The organism is Streptomyces sp. NPDC056479 (assembly GCF_042795335.1).
In the GTDB taxonomy this organism is placed as follows: Bacteria; Actinomycetota; Actinomycetes; order Streptomycetales; family Streptomycetaceae; genus Streptomyces.
Genome location: NZ_JBHTRZ010000010.1, coordinates 277,004 through 293,556, shown reverse-complemented (window position 1 = coordinate 293,556; position 16,553 = coordinate 277,004). Strand labels below are relative to the sequence as shown.

Below are 16,553 nucleotides of genomic sequence, written 5' to 3'. Positions count from 1 at the left end.
TCAGTCCCGGGCCAGTCCCAGCCTCGCCCGCAGCCCGCTGCCGCCGCCCCCGGTCCGCTCGTCGGCCGCCACCGCCACGGCCGTCGTACCGTCCGTCACGGTCTCGTACACCGACAGGATGTCCGCGCCGACGGTCGACCAGTCGAAGCGGCGTACGTGCGCGCTCCCCCGTCCGCCCAGCTCCGCCAGGCGGACCGGGTCCTCCAGCAGGCGTACGGCCGCCTCGGCGAGGGCGTCCGCGTCCTCGTTGGTGAAGAGTTCGCCGGCCGCGCCCCGGTCCAGGACCTGGGCGAAGGCGTCGAGGTCCGAGGCGAGGACCGGGGCGCCCGCCGACATCGCCTCGACCAGGATGATCCCGAAGCTCTCGCCGCCGGTGTTGGGCGCGACGTACAGGTCGACGCTGCGCAGGAAACTGGCCTTGTCCTCGTCGCTGATCATGCCGAGGAACTCGACGCGGGAACGGAGCTCGGCGGGCAGGGACTCCACCGCCTCCTCCTCGTCGCCCCGGCCGGCCACCAGCAGCCTGGTCTGCGGCCGGGCGGCGAGGATCTTCGGCAGGGCCCGCATCAGGACCGGCAGGCCCTTGCGGGGTTCGTCGATACGGCCGATGAAGCCGATCGTGTCGCCCTGCCATTCGGCGTTGGGCTCGGCCTTGGCGAAGAAGTCGACGTCGACGCCGTTGGGGATGACGACCGCGTCGCCGCCCAGGTGTTCCACCAGCGTGCGGCGGGCGTACTCGCTGACCGCGATGCGCGCGCTGATCTTCTCCAGGGCCGCCTGGAGGATCGCGTACGCCGCGATCATCGCCCGCGAGCGGGGGTTGGAGGTGTGGAAGGTGGCCACGATGGGGCCCTGCGCGGCCCAGCAGGCCAGCAGGCCGAGGGACGGCGACGTCGGCTCGTGGATGTGGATGACGTCGAACCGGCCGTCGTGCAGCCAGCGGCGCACCCGGGCCGCCGAGAGGAAACCGAAGTTCAGACGGGCCACCGAGCCGTTGTACGGCACCGGCACCGCGCGGCCCGCCGAGACGACATAGGGCGGGAGCGGGGTGTCGTCGTCGGCGGGGGCGAGGACGGACACCTCGTGGCCGAGCCGGATGAAGTACTCGGCGAGGTCGCGGATGTGGAACTGGACGCCGCCCGGCACGTCCCAGGAGTACGGGCAGACGATCCCGATCTTCACGGACGCTCCCCGGAGGGGTCGTCGGCCGGTCGTGGTTCCAGGTCGGCGAGCCACAAGCGCTGGAGCATGTGCCAGTCCTCCGGATGTTCGGCGATCCCCGAGGCGAAGGCATCGGCCAGCGCCTGTGTCATCACAGACGTCTTCTCGGTCCGGGTACCTGACTCGGGTACCTCGATCGGGGGATGGACTCGGCCCTGCATGACCGGGGAGTCGTCGTACCAGAGCGTGACGGGCAGCAGGAGCGCCCCCGTCTGCTGGGCGAGGAGCGCCGGTCCCGCGGGCATGCGGGCCGTGGCGCCGAAGAAGTCCACCTCGACACCGGAGGCGGACAGATCGCGGTCGGAGACCAGGCAGACCAGGCCGCCGTCGCGCAGCCTGCGGGCGAGCGTGCCGAAGGCGGTGCCGCCGCTGTGCGGCAGGACCTCCATGCCGAGGCCCTCGCGGTAGGCGACGAAGCGGTCGTAGAGCGTCTCGGGCTTGAGGCGCTCGGCGACCGTCGTGAACGGCGTCTGAAGTTTGGTGGTGACCCAGGCGCCCGCGAGATCCCAGTTGCCCAGGTGCGGCAGGGCGAGGATGACGCCCTGGTCGGAGGCGAGGCCGTCGGTCAGGTAGTGGACGTCCTTGGGTTCGAAGCCGTTCCTTATGCGCTCGGGGCTCCAGGCGGGCAGCCGGAAGGACTCCATCCAGTAGCGCAGGTACGAGCGCATGCCCGCGCGCGAGAGCTCGGCGAGGCGCTCGGGGCTCGCGTCGGGCACCACTCGCGCGTAGTTGCTCTCCAGCCGCTTGACGCCCTTGCCCCGCTGCTTCCAGGCGAGGTCGGCGATGGTGCGGCCGAGCCGTACGGCGACCGGCTCGGGGAGCTTCTTGACGGTGCCCCAGCCGAGCCCGTACAGCGTGTCCGTGAGCCGCTCCTGGGCACTCACTTGGCCGCCTCGCTCCCGTGGGAGGCGTTCTGCGGCTTGTCCTGCGCGGCGGCCTCGGCCTCCGCCTCCGCGGACTCGCGGCGGACCGTGACGACGCGCTGGATGAGCGTGACGAGGCTGCCGACGGCGACGATCCACAGGGCGACGGGCAGCAGGTACTGGATGCCGGGCACCCCGAACTTGTGCAGGCCCGCGAATCCGGCCGCGACCAGCGAGATCACGAGGCGCTCGGCGCGCTCGACCAGGCCGTTGACCGCGACCGGCAGGCCGATGGACTCCCCGCGGGCCTTGGTGTACGACACCACCTGGCCGCTGGCCAGGCAGAAGATCGACACCGCGCACAGCACGAGATCGTCGCCGTCACCGGCGTACCAGAGGATGAAGCCGCCGAAGATGGCGCCGTCGGCCACCCGGTCGAGCGTGGAGTCCAGGAAGGCGCCCCAGCGGCTGGAGCGGCCGAGCTGGCGGGCCATGTTGCCGTCGACGAGGTCGGAGAACACGAAGAGCGTGATCACGACCGTGCCCCAGAAGAACTCACCCATGGGGTAGAAGACCAGCGCGCCCGCGACCACACCGGCCGTACCGATGAGCGTGACGGTGTCGGGGCTGACCCCCCGCCGGATCAGAAACGCGGCGAACGGCGTGAGAACACGCGTGAAGAACGCACGCGCGTACTTGTTCAGCATGGCCTTCCCGAGGGTCGGTGTGGCGCCGTGCGGCCCCTGCTGGCCACACCGGCTGGCCCATCGTAGCCAGGCGCGCGTGAGTGCGACCGCCGGGCACTCGTACACGGGGCCGGCGACCCGGTCCGCCGCCGTCGGATGGCGCGATCACGTCCGCCGTATGGACGCACCGTGACGGGAGTGGAAAGCTCGAAGGACCGCGGGCGTCACCGGAGCCGCCATCGCACGCGGAACGGTATGTCCGCGCCCACAGTGACCTCACCGTGCACGGGAGGCAGGATCATGGGCGACAAGGCGAATGCACACCCCGGAGCCGCCGGCAGGGCTACAGCGGCCGACCACCCCGCGTCCGTACGGAATGTGGTGCTGGTCGGCCACTCCGGATCGGGCAAGACCACGTTGGTGGAAGCCCTCGCGCTCACCGCGGGGGCGGTGAACCGGGCGGGCCGTGTCGAGGACGGCGGCACGGTATCCGACTACGACGAGATCGAGCACCGGCAGCAACGCTCGGTGCAGCTCTCCCTGGTGCCGGTCGAATGGGACGGCATCAAGGTCAACCTTCTGGACACCCCCGGATACGCCGACTTCGTCGGGGAACTCAGGGCCGGTCTGCGAGCCGCGGACGCGGCCCTTTTCGTCGTCTCCGCCTCGGACGGCGTGGACGGCTCGACCCGCATGGTGTGGGAGGAGTGCGCGGCCGTCGGCATGCCGCGCGCGATCGTCGTCACGCACCTGGAGTCCGCGCGGGCCGACTACGAGGAGATGACGCGGATCTGCGCGGAGGCCTTCGACGGGGACGACCCCGACGCGGTGCTCCCGCTGTATCTGCCGCTGCACGGCCCACAGGGCCCGGACGGGCACGCGCCCGTGACCGGTCTGATCGGGCTGCTGTCGCAGAAGTTGTTCGAGTACTCCACCGGGGAGCGCAAGGAGTCCGAGCCGGGCGAGGACCAGCTGCCCGAGATCGAGGAGGCCCGTAACCGGCTGATCGAGGGGATCATCGCGGAGAGCGAGGACGAGACCCTCATGGACCGCTATCTCGGCGGCGAGCAGATCGACGTCAGGACACTGATCGAGGACCTGGAGCGGGCCGTGGCGCGCGGCACGTTCTTCCCGGTCCTGGCCGCCGCCCCCGCCACCGACGGGGCCCGGCAGGGCCTCGGCACGGTCGAGGTGCTGGAGCTGATCACGGGGGGCTTCCCGACCCCGCTGGAGCGCGAGGCACCCCAGGTCACCACGGTGGACGGCAAGGCACGCGAGCTGAAGCTGTGCGATCCGAACGGGCCGCTGGTCGCGGAGGTCGTGAAGACGGCGTCCGACCCGTACGTCGGCCGGGTGTCGCTGGTGCGCGTGTTCTCCGGCACCCTGCGCCCCGACGAGACCGTGCACGTCTCCGGGCACGGGCTGGCCGACCGCGGACACGAGGACCACGACGTCGACGAGCGGATCGGCGCCCTGTCCGCGCCCTTCGGCAAGCAGCAGCGCGTGCTCAGCCACTGCATCGCCGGCGATCTGGCGTGCGTGGCGAAGCTGAGCCGCGCGGAGACCGGCGACACGCTGTCGGCCAAGGACGACCCGCTGCTGATGGAGCCCTGGCAGATGCCGGATCCGCTGCTGCCGCTCGCCATCCAGGCGCACAGCAAGGCGGACGAGGACAAGCTGTCGCAGGGCCTGTCCCGGCTGGTCGCCGAGGACCCGACCATGCGCCTGGAACAGAACCAGTCGACCCACCAGGTCGTGCTGTGGGCGCTGGGCGAGGCGCACGCGGACGTCGCCCTGGAACGGCTGCGCAGTCGCTACGGCGTCCAGGTCGACGTCGTGCCGCACCGGGTCTCGCTGCGGGAGACGTTCGCGGACAAGTCGGCGGGCCGGGGCCGGCATGTGAAGCAGTCCGGTGGCCACGGGCAGTACGCCATCTGCGAGATCGAGGTGGAGCCGCTGCCCGGCGGCTCGGGCATCGAGTTCGTGGACAAGGTGGTCGGCGGCGCGGTGCCCCGGCAGTTCATCCCGTCGGTCGAGAAGGGCGTGCGGGCCCAGGCCGCGAAGGGAGTGGCCGCGGGCCATCCGCTCGTCGACATCCGGATCACGCTGCTCGACGGCAAGGCGCACTCGGTGGACTCCTCCGACGCCGCGTTCCAGACGGCCGGCGCGCTCGCGCTGCGGGAGGCGGCGGCCGACGCGAAGATCCATCTGCTGGAACCGGTGGCCGAGGTGTCGGTGCTCGTCGGCGACGACTTCGTCGGAGCCGTGATGAGCGACCTGTCCGGACGGCGCGGCCGCGTCCTCGGCACCGAACAGACCAACGGCGGCCGGACCCTCATCAAGGCGGAGGTACCCGAGATCGAGATCGGACGGTACGCCGTCGATCTGCGGTCGCTGTCGCACGGCACCGCGCGCTTCGACCGGGCGTACGCGCGGCACGAACCGATGCCGGCGCAGATTGCCGAAAGGGTTCGTGAAGAGGCGCGCGACGCCTCGTAGTTGGCGCCCGGCGCCACCAAGTGGCCCCGGAGGGCGCTCCTGAGCGCCCTTGTGGAACGCTCCCCTCCGCGTCGGCGGGCGGCTTCGGCCGTCCGCCGACGAATGTCGGTGGCGGAGGATACTCTGATCATTGATCAACAGGTGTGCGCGGTACGGAAGTCGGGAAGGCCGCAGAAGCGACAGTGCGGCGATCGGGGGCGGGAATGACCGTTGAGAGCGGTTACGCGGACATCTTCGGTCCGCAGGTGCCTCGCACGGCCGGCGAGGGCCAGACGGCGACGTTCGCGCTGGCCTCGGCGGCCTATCGCGACAATCCGTACGACGACATCAAGAAGGCCGACAACGAATGGCACCAGACCGACATCAAGGCGGGCCGCGGCTGGGCGAGGATCTTCCGGCCCAACCTGGGTGAGGCCTTCTCGCGGGCGGTGGTCGACCGCATGCTCGGCAGCGGCCGCAAGCCCCTGATCCAGTCCTTCGGCACCGAGCCGCAGGTCGTGGTCGAGCACTGTCTGGCCGCCAACAACATCCGCAAGGCGCGCGACCGGATGCTCAGCGCCATCACCGTGATCTGCGGTGTGCTGTTCCTGCCCGGGCTGCTGGTGTGGCTGCTGGTCTTCACGCTGCGCACCACCATCGTCAAGCGGGACGAGAAGCGCGGCGGCGCCCTGGCCTCCGTGCTGCTCGTGGCGGTGGGCGCGCTCGCCGTGCTCTTCCTGCTCCGCATGCCGTTCACCGGCTTCTGGGCCTGGTATGCGCGGGCCTCGGTCCTCATGCCCGTCCTCGGCTGGTTCTGGGCCAAGCAGGTCTGCGAGCGCACGGCACGGGACCTGCGGGAGCGCTGGGACAGCCTGCTGGCCGGCAGCAGCGTCGGCGCGAAGGTGCCGGAGGCGGTGCCGACCAGTCCCACCGAGACGCAGGCCGAGCAGCTGCGCCAGTCCCTCGCCAAGCTGAGCGCCGAGCAGCAGTCCAACTCCGTGTTCTACGCCGGGCCCAAGGGGATACTGGGCATGGGCACGCGCTGGGGCAGCTGGCAGCTGGCCGAGGACCTGGTGGCCGCCGACTCCACCCGGGAGATCCATCCCTTCCGCAGCTGGGACGTCATCCGGGCGATCCACGACCAGCTGCGCATGCTGGAGCGCGGCCCCCTGAACACCGGTGGTTTCCCGAAGCCTTCGATACGGCACTGGGTGGTCACGCCGATCGCCGAGGGCGCCAAGGCGGTGTCCAGGCCGGAGGGCACGGACGTCGAGGCGTACCAGGTCAAGCAGCACGCGATACAGGACATCTGCAACAAGCAGCAGTTCGGCAGCGGGGACCGGCACTACCTGGGCGTCCAGTGGACGCTGTGGGACGGCCAGTTGATCATCACCATGCTGATCACGGTGACCGTGCTGCACGAGACGCTGCGCATCGAGGTGACCGGCCACGCCCTCGGCCCGGTGAACGGGCTCTTCCAGGAGAAGCCCGAGGCGCCGACCAAGGAGGTCACCAAGTCGTTCAAGCCGTGGGAGACCCGCAAGGTGAAGCTTCCGCTGGTCAACACCGACGAGGTGGTACGGCTGGCGGTGCGGGCCCCGATCTCCTGGTACCCGCCGCTGCTGAACTGGCTCGGCGGGACGATGGGGCTCCCCGAGCCGTTCGGACTGCGGCACGCGTGGGCGGACCAGCCGTGGCGCCACCGGTTCATGGCCGACGACGCGCTGCGGGCGGCCACGCCGGTGCTGCGGGTGGTGCACGCGGCGGCGATCAGGGTGCTGGGCGAGAACGGCGTGGACACCGAGAAGTTCGGTTCGCGGTCCTCGTTCCTGAGCACGGCTGTGCAGGATCCGATGCCGCGGAAGGCGGACGTCTACGACGCGTAGGGCTCTGCCGGTCTGGCCGGTGGGTTCGGGTTGGGTCTGGGCGACCGTGCCCTGGGCGCTGCGCCCCCAGACCCCGCTTTCGGCCTGAACGGCCCCGTCCACGCCGGCCGGGCTGAGCCGCGGCACCATCAGGCCGCCGGCCAGACCTCCGCCAGCATCTTCCGCGTATCGGCGAGCAGCTGCGGCAGCACCCGCGTGTGCCCCACCACCGGCATGAAGTTCGTGTCGCCGCCCCACCGCGGGACGATGTGCTGGTGCAGGTGCGCCGCGATGCCGGCGCCCGCGACCGTGCCCTGGTTCATGCCGATGTTGAAGCCGTGGGCGCCGGAGGCGGTGCGCAGGGCGGTCATCGCCTGCTTGCTCAGCGCCGCGAGCTCGATGGTCTCCGGCTCGGTGAGGTCGGTGTAGTCGGCGACGTGGCGGTAGGGCACGACCATGAGGTGGCCACCGTTGTACGGATAGAGGTTGAGAACCGCGTACACCTGCGCGCCGCGCTTGACGATCAGCCCGTCCTCGTCGGACTTGGCCGGGATCGAGCAGAAGGGGCAGCCGTCGTCCGCTCCGGGACCGGTCGGCTTGTTCTCACCCTGGATGTAGGCCATCCGATGGGGCGTCCACAGACGCTGGAACGCGTCCTGGATCCCCACTCCCCACTGCTGCTCCGGCTCACTCGTCATGCGTGCAGCATATTGCTTCGTCCGTTCGTGGCGTGTCGCCGGGGCGACGGGCGAGCGGCCACCCGCCAAGCTGGCCCGGTGGACGACGAGAGCACCTACGCCCGCTGGGAGCAGCGCACCGAGATCCCCCTGTTCTTGGCGTCGCTGGTCTTCCTGGCCGCCTATGCCGCCCGCGTGCTTGCCGTGAGCATGCCGTCCGTCTGGAAGGACCTGTGCTGGATCACGATGCTCGCGCTCTGGGTGCTGTTCGCCACGGACTACGTGGTGCGCTGGCGCCTGAGCGGGCAGCGTTTCCCGCGCTTCGCCAGGACGCACTTCCTGCACACGGTCGTGGTCCTCCTGCCGCTCTTGCGACCGCTGCGGATCGTCCCGCTCTACGACGCCATCCAGCACAAGCAGGGGGAGCCCCGGCTCTCCCTGCACGCACGCGTGATCGCCTACGCGAGCCTGTCGACCCTGCTCCTCGGCTTCGCCGGCGCCCTCGCCGTCTATCAGCAGGAACGTGGCGCGCCCGGCGCGACCATGCGGTCGTTCGGGGATGCGGTGTGGTGGGCCGCCGAGACCATCAGCACGGTCGGCTATGGCGACATCACACCGGTGACCACGGGCGGCCGGGCGATCGCGATGGCGATGATGGCCGGCGGCCTGGCCCTGCTCGGCGCGGTGACGGGGTCGTTCTCCTCCTGGCTGCTGCAGATCTTCTCCCGCGAGAGCGACACGAAGCCCCCGGAGGGCTGAGCCTCCCGGGGGCCTCGTGATCGTGGTCGGCCGGATCAGACCTGCGCCCGCTCCTCGACGACCTGCGCGATCTTCGCGATGGCCTCGTCGAACGGGATGCCGTTCTCCTGCGAGCCGTCACGGAAGCGGAAGGAGACGGCGTTGTTGGCCATGTCCTCGTCGCCCGCGATGACCATGAAGGGCACCTTCTGCTTCTGGGCGTTGCGGATCTTCTTCTGCATACGGTCCGAGGAGGAGTCGACCTCGACCCGCAGGCCCTTCTTCTTGGCGGCCGCGGCGAACTTCTCCAGGTAGTCCACGTGCCCGTCGCCGATCGGGATGCCGATCGCCTGGACCGGGGCCAGCCACGCCGGGAAGGCGCCCGCGTAGTGCTCGAGCAGCACCGCGAAGAACCGCTCGATGGAGCCGAACAGCGCGCGGTGGATCATGACCGGACGCTGCTTGGAGCCGTCCGCGGAGGTGTACTCCAGATCGAAGCGCTCCGGCAGGTTGAAGTCGAGCTGGATCGTCGACATCTGCCAGGTACGGCCGATGGCGTCCTTGGTCTGGACGGAGATCTTCGGGCCGTAGAAGGCGGCGCCGCCCGGGTCGGGGACGAGCGGCAGGCCCTGCTTCTCGGCGACCTGGCGCAGGGTCTCGGTCGCCTCTTCCCAGACCTCGTCGGAGCCGACGAACTTCTCCGGGTCCTTGGTGGAGAGCTCCAGGTAGAAGTCGGTCAGACCGTAGTCACGCAGCAGGCCGAGGACGAAGGTGAGCGTCTTGTCGAGCTCCTCCGACATCTGCTCACGCGTGCAGTAGATGTGCGCGTCGTCCTGCGTGAAGCCACGCGCGCGGGTGAGGCCGTGCACGACCCCCGACTTCTCGTACCGGTACACGGTCCCGAACTCGAAGAGGCGCAGCGGCAGTTCACGGTAGGAACGCCCGCGCGCGTCGAAGATCAGGTTGTGCATCGGGCAGTTCATGGGCTTGAGGTAGTAGTCCACGCCCTCGTCGAGCTGCATGGGCGGGTACATGCCCTCGGCGTACCAGTCCAGGTGACCCGACGTCTCGAAGAGCTTCCCCTTCGTCGCGTGCGGGGTGTAGACGAACTCGTAGCCCTCCTCCTCGTGACGGCGGCGCGAGTAGTCCTCCATCACCCGGCGGATGATGCCGCCCTTGGGGTGGAAGACCGCGAGGCCGGAGCCGATCTGCTCGGGGATCGAGAACAGGTCGAGCTCGTTGCCCAGCTTGCGGTGGTCGCGCTTCTCGGCCTCGGCGAGGAAGTCGAGATAGCCCTTGAGCTCGTCCTTGGACGGCCAGGCGGTGCCGTAGATGCGCTGGAGCATCGGGTTCTTCTCGCTGCCGCGCCAGTAGGCGGCGGCGTTGCGCATCAGCTTGAACGCCGGGATCGCCCGGGTCGACGGCAGGTGGGGACCACGGCAGAGGTCCTTCCAGCACAGCTCGCCGGTCTTGGCGTCCAGGTTGTCGTAGATCGTCAGCTCGCCGGCGCCGACCTCGACGTCCGCGCCGTCGTCGGACGAGGCGGAGCCCTTGAGGCCGATCAGCTCCAGCTTGTAGGGCTCGGCGGCGAGCTCCTCGCGGGCGGCCTCGTCGGTGACGACGCGGCGGGCGAACTTCTGCCCGCGCTTCTGGATCTCCTGCATCTTCTTCTCGATGGCCTTGAGATCCTCGGGCGTGAACGGCTTCTCGACGTCGAAGTCGTAGTAGAAGCCGTCCTTGACCGGCGGGCCGATGCCCAGCTTGGCGTCGGGGAAGAGCTCCTGCACGGCCTGCGCCATCACGTGCGCCGTGGAGTGGCGAAGGATGCCCAGACCGTCCTCGGAGGAGATCTCGACGCCCTCGACCTCTTCGCCGTCGGAGAGCACGTACGACAGGTCCTTGAGCTCGCCGCCCACGCGCGCGGCGATGATCGAGCGCTCGCCGGCGAAGAGGTCGGCGGCCGTAGTGCCCGTCGTCACCACGCGTTCTTCCCGCTCGGAATCGCGTTGGATGATCACACGGACGTCTGACACCGGTCTCTCCTGACTGAAGGTGGGGTGCGGCGCCATACCAGGAGCGCGCGCATTACGCGATCGTACCGACCCCGGACGCCCGACCGCGAAACGGTCATCAGCACGCCCGCTCCCTCAGCCCCGGGCCCCCGTCAGTCCCCGGCATCCTCCCCGCCGCACGCCTCCTCGAAGAAGTCCAGATCCTCCTGGAGCGACTTCATCAGCCGGTCCCGCTCGGCCTCGTCCACCTGTACCGGTACGACTCCGGAGGCCCCGGTGACCTTGCGGAAGCCGCCGCGGCTCTCCAGGCGGCCGTGCACACGCACCGGCAGGCCGACGAGATGGGCGTGCCCGGCTATGCGGTACGCCTCCTCGTCCAGGGTCAGCCGGACGTGCGGGACCTCGGCTCCCGCGAGGACACGCAGCCGTACGGTGCCCTCCCCGCGCGGCCCCGACCTGCGCATCCGTACGACCGCGCCGGTGAGCCTGACCGGCACGGACGGCTCCTCGCGCAGATAGCGGGCACCTGCCTCCCGCAGCACGGGCAGATCGCCCGGCGAGAACTCGACCGGCTCGACACCGGCCCCGCAGTCCTCGGGCACGCCGGCCGCGGGCGCCCACTCGACGGCGATGCGCGCGCCCTCCGTACCGCGGACGAGGACGATCAGGGCCTCGGTCAGCTCGCGGCTGACGCCGGCCTCGACGGCGCCGTCGAAGGCGTCCATGCCGCCCGTGGCCCGCTGGTAGTCGATGGCCTCTCGGGCGGCGTACAGAGCCTGGTGGAGGCGTACGGCGAGGGGCCGCCCGGTGCCGACCGGCACGAAGGCGGCGAGGCCGCGCCCGCCCGACGCGGCGCCGACGAGGACGCTCTCCAGCATCGCGGCGGCCGAGCGGCGGTGCCGGGCGCCGTAATAGCCCGCACGCGCGCGGGTGGCGAGCCCCGCGGCGAGCAGCATCTGGCGGGCGGCGGTGCGCAGTTCCTCCTCGACGGTCCAGGGCGCGGCCCCGGCCGGCCCCCTCGGCGTGTCCCGCCACCAGCGGACCTCGTCGCTGGGCACGGCGAGTCCGACCAGCACCTCGCGCGCGGAGGGCATGCCGCTGCGGGACAGGGCGACCAGCGCCTCGCCGAGCAGGTCGTCGCTGTCGGGGAAGGCGCGGGACTCGGGGACGAGCAGGCTGGTGCCGCCGCCACCCGGACCGGGCGGCGTCCAGCGGCCGTACCGCCCCGCCGCTCCCCCGCGCCGCTGCCAGCCATGCCGGTGCAGCAGGGCGCTGAGCACGGCCGGGTCGACCTCGCCGGGCTCGGGGGGACGGTCCCAGGACGCTTCGACCGGGTGCGGCCTCGCTGGTCGTACCGGCTCCTCCAGGGGGCGATGCGTCATGGTTTGCCTCCCGTTCCGACCCGCGTCATGATCTCGCAGAGCGCCCGGTCGTCGAAGATGCGTGAGGTCGGTATCCGCACGGTGGTGCGACGCCGCCCGGTGATCGGCTGCCCGGCCAGGTTGACCCAGTAGCAGCAGTGCCGCAGGTCGAGCCGGTCGTGGCCGGCCCGCAGCCACTGCTCCTGCGACCGTGGAACGATCATCACGACCATGATCTTGTGCACCGAGACCGGGGTGCGGGCGAGCTTCGCCAGATGGTCGTTGTCGAGCGTGAACGAGAAGAAGCGGCCGGGCGGGTTCGGCGCCAGCTGGTACGTCGCCTTCAGCTGCACCTTGATGGTGACCTCGTCGTCGACCGTGTGGCCGGGCGCGCTGTGGCTGACGTGCCAGTCGATGCCGTTGTCCGGAAACGGCTGCGACAGCGAGCATCCGGCCGCCGCCGCGACGGCGTGCAGATAGCCCACCTGCAGTGTCTCCATGCAGGCGGTGGTGGCGAGTGAACCGCGATGGGGGCCCGTACGCTCGGGCAGCAGCCCGCCCCGTTCGGGCTGCGCTATCGCCATGACCAAACAGCCTTCCAAGCCAAGTGAATCCCCGTACCGGGCCGCTGAACTGCAAAGACCCGCACTCCTGTTGTGTCCTCCCGGCGTACGCCGCAAACGGGCCGGGTATCACCAAACGGGCAGAAGACGGTACGTCAGCTGCCGTGGGTGAACGAGGGGTTGTGTGGATATGGCGTGCTGGTATGAAGGCCCGCTGGCGGCATTCGACACGGAGACGACAGGTGTGGACGTCGAGACCGACCGGATCGTTTCGGCGGCCGTCGTCGTCCAGGACGCCCCGGGGACCCGGCCGCGGATGACCCAGTGGCTGGTGAACCCGGGTGTGCCGGTGCCGGAGGCGGCGACGGCGGTGCACGGACTGACGCAGGATCATCTCCAGCGCAATGGCCGGTGGCCGGCGCCGGTGATGCAGGAGATAGCCGAGGAGCTGGCCGGACAGGCGGCGGTGGCCAGGCCCATAGTGGTGATGAACGCGCCGTTCGATCTGACGCTGCTGGACCGCGAGTTGCGCCGGCATCGTGCGTCGTCGCTGGACCGCTGGTTCGAGACGACGCCCTTGCTGGTGCTCGACCCGCGGGTTCTCGACAAACATCTGGACCGCTATCGAAAGGGCCGGCGCACTCTGACCGACCTGTGCGCGCACTACGGCGTCACGCTGGACGGCGCGCACGACGCGGGGGCCGACGCGCTGGCCTCCCTGGAGGTCGTACGAGCGGTGGGGCGCCGATTCGCGGCCCGCCTCGAGCGCCTGTCCCCCGCCGAGCTGCACACCCTCCAGGCGGTGTGGCACGCGGCACAGGCACGCGGCTTGCAGGCGTGGTTCGCACGCAGCGGCAGCGAGGAGGCGGTGGACCCGGCGTGGCCACTGCGCCCGGACATGCCGGCGGCGGCCTGACTGCACCAGCCGCACAAAAAGACCGGTCCGCGATGGCGGACCGGCCTTTCCCCGGTGGGCGATACCGGGTTCGAACCAGTGACCTCTTCGGTGTGAACGAAGCGCTCTCCCACTGAGCTAATCGCCCGGGAACGGACTGAACAATACAGGCCCCCGCGCGTTTCCTTCAAACCGCTTGCCGACCGCCGGCCAGGTACGCCAGCAGTCCGCGCCGGCCGGCGCGCATCATCAGCCGGTGGTTGGCACGGAAGACCGGCCTCCCGGGCACCGCGAACCGCCTGAGCAACGGCTTGTTCACCTCGACGACCTGGTCGTAGCGAGCCAGGGTCCCGCCGCCCTGCGGGATGAGGGTCCACCGCGCCCAGCCGTCGATGTCACCGGACATGGCGATCTCCAGCACTCCGGCCTCCCGGTCCCGCCGCACCTCGCGCGCGGTGAAGACCATGTCGTACGGCAGGACGGAGCGGATCGTGATCACGCCGGTGGTGTCATCGAGTTTGGTCACCTCTCGCACCTGCGGCCACCAGCGGGGGTAGTCCTCGGCCTGCTCCAGCACGTCGTAGACGGCGGCGGGCGGCGCGGGCAGGGCCCACAGGCTGCGGAAGCGGTAGCGGCTCCAGTCCATGGGCCGAGTGTGCCCCCGGTCAGTGGGTTTCCGTCGCACCTGAGTACGTTCTGAGTACCCGGACTCATGCCGTACGACGTGACGCGGGCCACACTCCAGACATGACGCACTTTCCGCCGCCGGCCGAGGAGTTGCGGCTCCTCGACCTCGAGCTGCGCCAACTGGACGCCCGCCGCGCCCAGTTGCTGCACCGCCGGGCCTGGCTGGTCACCGCACTGCAAGCGACGCCCCGGCCCATCACCCCGGCCCCCGTCGCATCCCCGCGCCCCGAGGCCTCGGCGCCCCGGGTCCAGAACGTCCTGCTGGTGCTGGGCGGGGTCCTGCTCACCATCGCCGCGATGGCGTTCACGCTGGTCAGCTGGGGGCACATGGGGATCGCCGGGCGTGCCCTGGTGCTCGGCGGGGTCACGGTGGCGGTGCTGGCCGCGCCGGTGCCGCTGCTGAAGCACGGGCTGCGGTCGACGGCCGAGGCGGTGGCGGGCCTCGGGCTCGCGCTGACCGTGCTCGACGCGTACGCGCTGCACCAGGTCGCCCTGACCGACGTGGACCCCACGGGCTATGTCGCCGCCGCCTCGGCGGTGCTGGCGGCCCTGTGGGCGGCGTACGGCCTGCTGCCGCGCACCTCCGAGCTGCGTCTGCCTCTGCCCGCCGCACTGACCGCCGCCCAACTGCCCCTCGTTCTTTGGGCGGTGGCGGCCGACGCCGGTCTGTACGGCGTCACGGCCGCCGTGCTGGTGACGGCCGGTCTCGACACGGGTGTGGCGCTCAAGGTGCCCACCGGGTCCGTACGGATCACCGCCGCTGTCGGCGCGTACGGTCTGGGTGCCTGGGGCGTTTGGGCCGCCGGCTGGCTGTCCTGGACGGCCACCGGCCCGAGCGCCGCCGCCCGTGCGGCGGCGCTCCTCCTCTTGGCCGCGGGCATCGCGGTCGCGGCGGCGCGGCAGGAGGTCGCCGGGAAGCAGGCGGTCGGCCTCAGTGTCACCGCCGGTCTCCTCACGGTCGCCGCGCTCGGCGGCACGGCCCGCTCGGTGCTGCCGGACGCGTGGACGGTTCCGGCGTACCTGGTGTGCGGGATCGCCCTGCTCGCCGCGGTACGGCTGGAGCGGCTGCCGGAGACGGTCCGCGGCGGATTCGCTCGGGCCTCCGTCGCCGTACAGGGTCTCGCCCTGCTGTGGACGCTGCCGGTGCTGGGGATCTCGCTGGTGGGTCCGGTCGCGTGGGCGGAGCAGGTGTGGTCCGGGACGCCGGGGAGCGTACGCGAGGCGGTGGCGGTCGACGCACCGTGGCCGCCGGACGCGGAGACGGTACCCGTCGTCCTGGCGGTCGTCGCCGTGGTACTGCTCCTCGCGGTGCGTAATGCGGTCTGGCGGCCTCGGGCCCTGACCGGTGTGCTGGTGACGGCGTGGGCGACGGCACTCGTCCTTCCGCCGGTGCTCGAAGTCCCCTATGCCGTGGGCCTGGTGGCTCTCGCCCTCACCACAGCCGGCGCACTCGCGGCAGCCGCGTGGATACGACCCTCCGAGCAGCCGGAAACGGCGGAGGAGCCCGCGGAGGCCACAGCCCCGGCGGTTGCCTTCCCCACCTCGCGCGCGACCGCCACGGTCCTCGCCCTCCTCACCTCCCTCCCCCTGGCCTTCCTCTCCCTGACCGCCGAGGCCGCCACCCTCGCCGTACTCGCGGCTCTGACCGCCCTCTTCGCGGCGGCGTCCTGGAAGTCGCACCTGGCCCCGGTCACGGCCCCGACCGCGCTCGCGTACGCCACCGCGCTCGCCTGTGCCACCGGTGCCGCGGCCGGCTGGGAGCCGCAGTACATCGCCCTGCCGGTCCTGGCGGTCCCGGTGGCGGCGGCGCTGCTCGCGCTGCGGCTCGGTGACGCGCGGGCGACGATCCCGGTCGAGGTGACGGGAGCGCTCGCCGCACTGCTCGCCGTCGGACTGGCCGCGGCCGCCGCCGATCTGCCGATGCTCGCCCTGGTGCTGGCGCTCTGCGGTGTGATCACCGCCGGTACCGCGATCCGCCCCGACCGCCGCCACCTCTCCTATGCCTCGGCCGCGCTCTTCGTCCTGGCCACGTGGGTACGCCTCGCGGCCTGGGACGTCGGGACACCGGAGGCGTACACCCTGCCGGTCAGCGTCCCGGCGCTGCTCGTCGGCGCCCTGCGCAGGCGCCGCGACCCCGAGGTCCCGTCCTGGACGGCGTACGGCCCCGGTCTCGCCGCCACCCTCGTGCCGAGCCTCCTCACGGCCTGGAGCGACGCGCACTGGACGCGTCCCCTGCTGCTGGGCCTCGCGGCCCTGGCGGTCACCCTGCTGGGCGCCCGGCACCACCTCAAGGCACCGCTGCTGCTCGGCGGCACGGTGCTCGCCCTGGACGCCCTGCACGAACTAGCCCCGCACATCGCCCAGGTGACCGACGCACTCCCCCGCTGGGTACCGCCCGCCCTGGCCGGTCTCCTGCTCCTCGCCATAGGAGCGACGTACGAGCAACGCCTCAGGGACGCCCGAAAGATGCGGGACTTCCTGGGCAACATGCACTGAAACGCTCCTGA

The 16,553-nt window shown here is 71.2% G+C and carries 13 protein-coding genes and 1 tRNA gene; 5 read left to right on the top strand and 9 right to left on the bottom strand.

From position 1 onward, the window contains the following. The 3 genes from ACFQ6S_RS35065 to pgsA are packed head-to-tail and all read right to left on the bottom strand — an operon-like array spanning position 1 to position 2,791. On the bottom strand, positions 1 to 1,182 hold the full coding sequence (locus ACFQ6S_RS35065; protein WP_383418759.1) for a glycosyltransferase family 4 protein: 1,182 nt from the start codon (positions 1,180 to 1,182) through the stop codon (positions 1 to 3). Continuing rightward, positions 1,179 to 2,105, bottom strand: coding sequence for a phosphatidylinositol mannoside acyltransferase (locus ACFQ6S_RS35060; RefSeq protein WP_383418757.1), 927 nt, complete (start codon positions 2,103 to 2,105; stop codon positions 1,179 to 1,181). The genes ACFQ6S_RS35065 and ACFQ6S_RS35060 overlap by 4 nt, the downstream gene beginning before the upstream one ends. Continuing rightward, entirely contained in the window at positions 2,102 to 2,791 is a 690-nt protein-coding gene (gene pgsA / locus ACFQ6S_RS35055; RefSeq protein WP_383418755.1) for a phosphatidylinositol phosphate synthase, read from the bottom strand. Before pgsA ends, ACFQ6S_RS35060 begins: the two co-directional genes overlap by 4 nt. Positions 2,792 to 3,070: 279 nt before the next feature. Here pgsA and ACFQ6S_RS35050 point away from each other — a divergent pair, with 279 nt between their 5' ends. Both ACFQ6S_RS35050 and ACFQ6S_RS35045 read left to right on the top strand, forming a co-directional pair. Continuing rightward, positions 3,071 to 5,269 carry an elongation factor G-like protein EF-G2 gene (locus ACFQ6S_RS35050; RefSeq protein WP_383418753.1) on the top strand — a complete coding sequence of 733 codons (2,199 nt, stop codon included), beginning with the start codon at positions 3,071 to 3,073 and terminating at the stop codon, positions 5,267 to 5,269. Positions 5,270 to 5,472: 203 nt separating this feature from the next. After that, positions 5,473 to 7,134, top strand: a complete 1,662-nt coding sequence (locus ACFQ6S_RS35045; RefSeq protein ID WP_383418751.1) for a hypothetical protein — start codon at positions 5,473 to 5,475, stop codon at positions 7,132 to 7,134. Positions 7,135 to 7,262: 128 nt separating this feature from the next. On the opposite strand, the gene ACFQ6S_RS35040 is transcribed toward ACFQ6S_RS35045, so the two are convergent. Continuing rightward, the gene (locus ACFQ6S_RS35040; RefSeq protein WP_383418749.1) at positions 7,263 to 7,811 is read right to left on the bottom strand and encodes an HIT family protein; all 549 of its coding nucleotides are present in this window, start codon (positions 7,809 to 7,811) and stop codon (positions 7,263 to 7,265) included. Between the two features lie 78 nt (positions 7,812 to 7,889). On the opposite strand from ACFQ6S_RS35040, the gene ACFQ6S_RS35035 reads away from it, so the two are divergent. Continuing rightward, positions 7,890 to 8,549 carry a potassium channel family protein gene (locus tag ACFQ6S_RS35035; RefSeq protein ID WP_383418747.1) on the top strand — a complete coding sequence of 220 codons (660 nt, stop codon included), beginning with the start codon at positions 7,890 to 7,892 and terminating at the stop codon, positions 8,547 to 8,549. A 35-nt stretch (positions 8,550 to 8,584) separates the two neighbouring features. On the opposite strand, the gene thrS is transcribed toward ACFQ6S_RS35035, so the two are convergent. The 3 genes from thrS to ACFQ6S_RS35020 all read right to left on the bottom strand — a co-directional run bounded on the left by thrS (position 8,585) and on the right by ACFQ6S_RS35020 (position 12,485). Next, positions 8,585 to 10,561, bottom strand: a complete 1,977-nt coding sequence (gene thrS / locus ACFQ6S_RS35030; RefSeq protein ID WP_383418745.1) for a threonine--tRNA ligase — start codon at positions 10,559 to 10,561, stop codon at positions 8,585 to 8,587. 131 nt (positions 10,562 to 10,692) lie between these two features. Beyond that, positions 10,693 to 11,922 (bottom strand): hypothetical protein, encoded by a 1,230-nt coding sequence (locus ACFQ6S_RS35025; RefSeq protein ID WP_383418743.1) that lies wholly within the window; start codon positions 11,920 to 11,922, stop codon positions 10,693 to 10,695. Then, the gene (locus tag ACFQ6S_RS35020) at positions 11,919 to 12,485 is read right to left on the bottom strand and encodes a DUF4365 domain-containing protein (RefSeq protein ID WP_383418741.1); all 567 of its coding nucleotides are present in this window, start codon (positions 12,483 to 12,485) and stop codon (positions 11,919 to 11,921) included. The genes ACFQ6S_RS35025 and ACFQ6S_RS35020 overlap by 4 nt, the downstream gene beginning before the upstream one ends. 169 nt (positions 12,486 to 12,654) lie before the next feature. On the opposite strand from ACFQ6S_RS35020, the gene ACFQ6S_RS35015 reads away from it, so the two are divergent. Beyond that, entirely contained in the window at positions 12,655 to 13,380 is a 726-nt protein-coding gene (locus tag ACFQ6S_RS35015; RefSeq protein ID WP_383418739.1) for a 3'-5' exonuclease, read from the top strand. 55 nt (positions 13,381 to 13,435) lie between these two features. Here the strand turns inward: ACFQ6S_RS35015 and ACFQ6S_RS35010 are convergent. Both ACFQ6S_RS35010 and ACFQ6S_RS35005 read right to left on the bottom strand, forming a co-directional pair. Beyond that, a tRNA-Val gene (locus ACFQ6S_RS35010) sits at positions 13,436 to 13,507 on the bottom strand. Positions 13,508 to 13,546: 39 nt separating this feature from the next. Continuing rightward, positions 13,547 to 14,005 carry an SRPBCC family protein gene (locus tag ACFQ6S_RS35005; protein WP_383418737.1) on the bottom strand — a complete coding sequence of 153 codons (459 nt, stop codon included), beginning with the start codon at positions 14,003 to 14,005 and terminating at the stop codon, positions 13,547 to 13,549. 101 nt (positions 14,006 to 14,106) lie between these two features. Between ACFQ6S_RS35005 and ACFQ6S_RS35000 the strand changes: the two genes are divergently transcribed. Next, positions 14,107 to 16,542 carry an SCO7613 C-terminal domain-containing membrane protein gene (locus ACFQ6S_RS35000; RefSeq protein WP_383418735.1) on the top strand — a complete coding sequence of 812 codons (2,436 nt, stop codon included), beginning with the start codon at positions 14,107 to 14,109 and terminating at the stop codon, positions 16,540 to 16,542. Positions 16,543 to 16,553 lie beyond the last annotated feature (11 nt).

Excerpts from the sequence above, each read along its gene's own strand:
- pgsA (WP_383418755.1), bottom strand. The coding sequence starts at position 2,791 with ATGCTGAACAAGTACGCGCGTGCGTTCTTCACGCGTGTTCTCACGCCG.
- ACFQ6S_RS35050 (WP_383418753.1), top strand. The coding sequence starts at position 3,071 with ATGGGCGACAAGGCGAATGCACACCCCGGAGCCGCCGGCAGGGCTACA.
- ACFQ6S_RS35045 (WP_383418751.1), top strand. The coding sequence starts at position 5,473 with ATGACCGTTGAGAGCGGTTACGCGGACATCTTCGGTCCGCAGGTGCCT.
- ACFQ6S_RS35040 (WP_383418749.1), bottom strand. The coding sequence starts at position 7,811 with ATGACGAGTGAGCCGGAGCAGCAGTGGGGAGTGGGGATCCAGGACGCG.
- ACFQ6S_RS35025 (WP_383418743.1), bottom strand. The coding sequence starts at position 11,922 with ATGACGCATCGCCCCCTGGAGGAGCCGGTACGACCAGCGAGGCCGCAC.
- ACFQ6S_RS35020 (WP_383418741.1), bottom strand. The coding sequence starts at position 12,485 with ATGGCGATAGCGCAGCCCGAACGGGGCGGGCTGCTGCCCGAGCGTACG.
- ACFQ6S_RS35015 (WP_383418739.1), top strand. The coding sequence starts at position 12,655 with ATGGCGTGCTGGTATGAAGGCCCGCTGGCGGCATTCGACACGGAGACG.
- ACFQ6S_RS35005 (WP_383418737.1), bottom strand. The coding sequence starts at position 14,005 with ATGGACTGGAGCCGCTACCGCTTCCGCAGCCTGTGGGCCCTGCCCGCG.
- ACFQ6S_RS35000 (WP_383418735.1), top strand. The coding sequence starts at position 14,107 with ATGACGCACTTTCCGCCGCCGGCCGAGGAGTTGCGGCTCCTCGACCTC.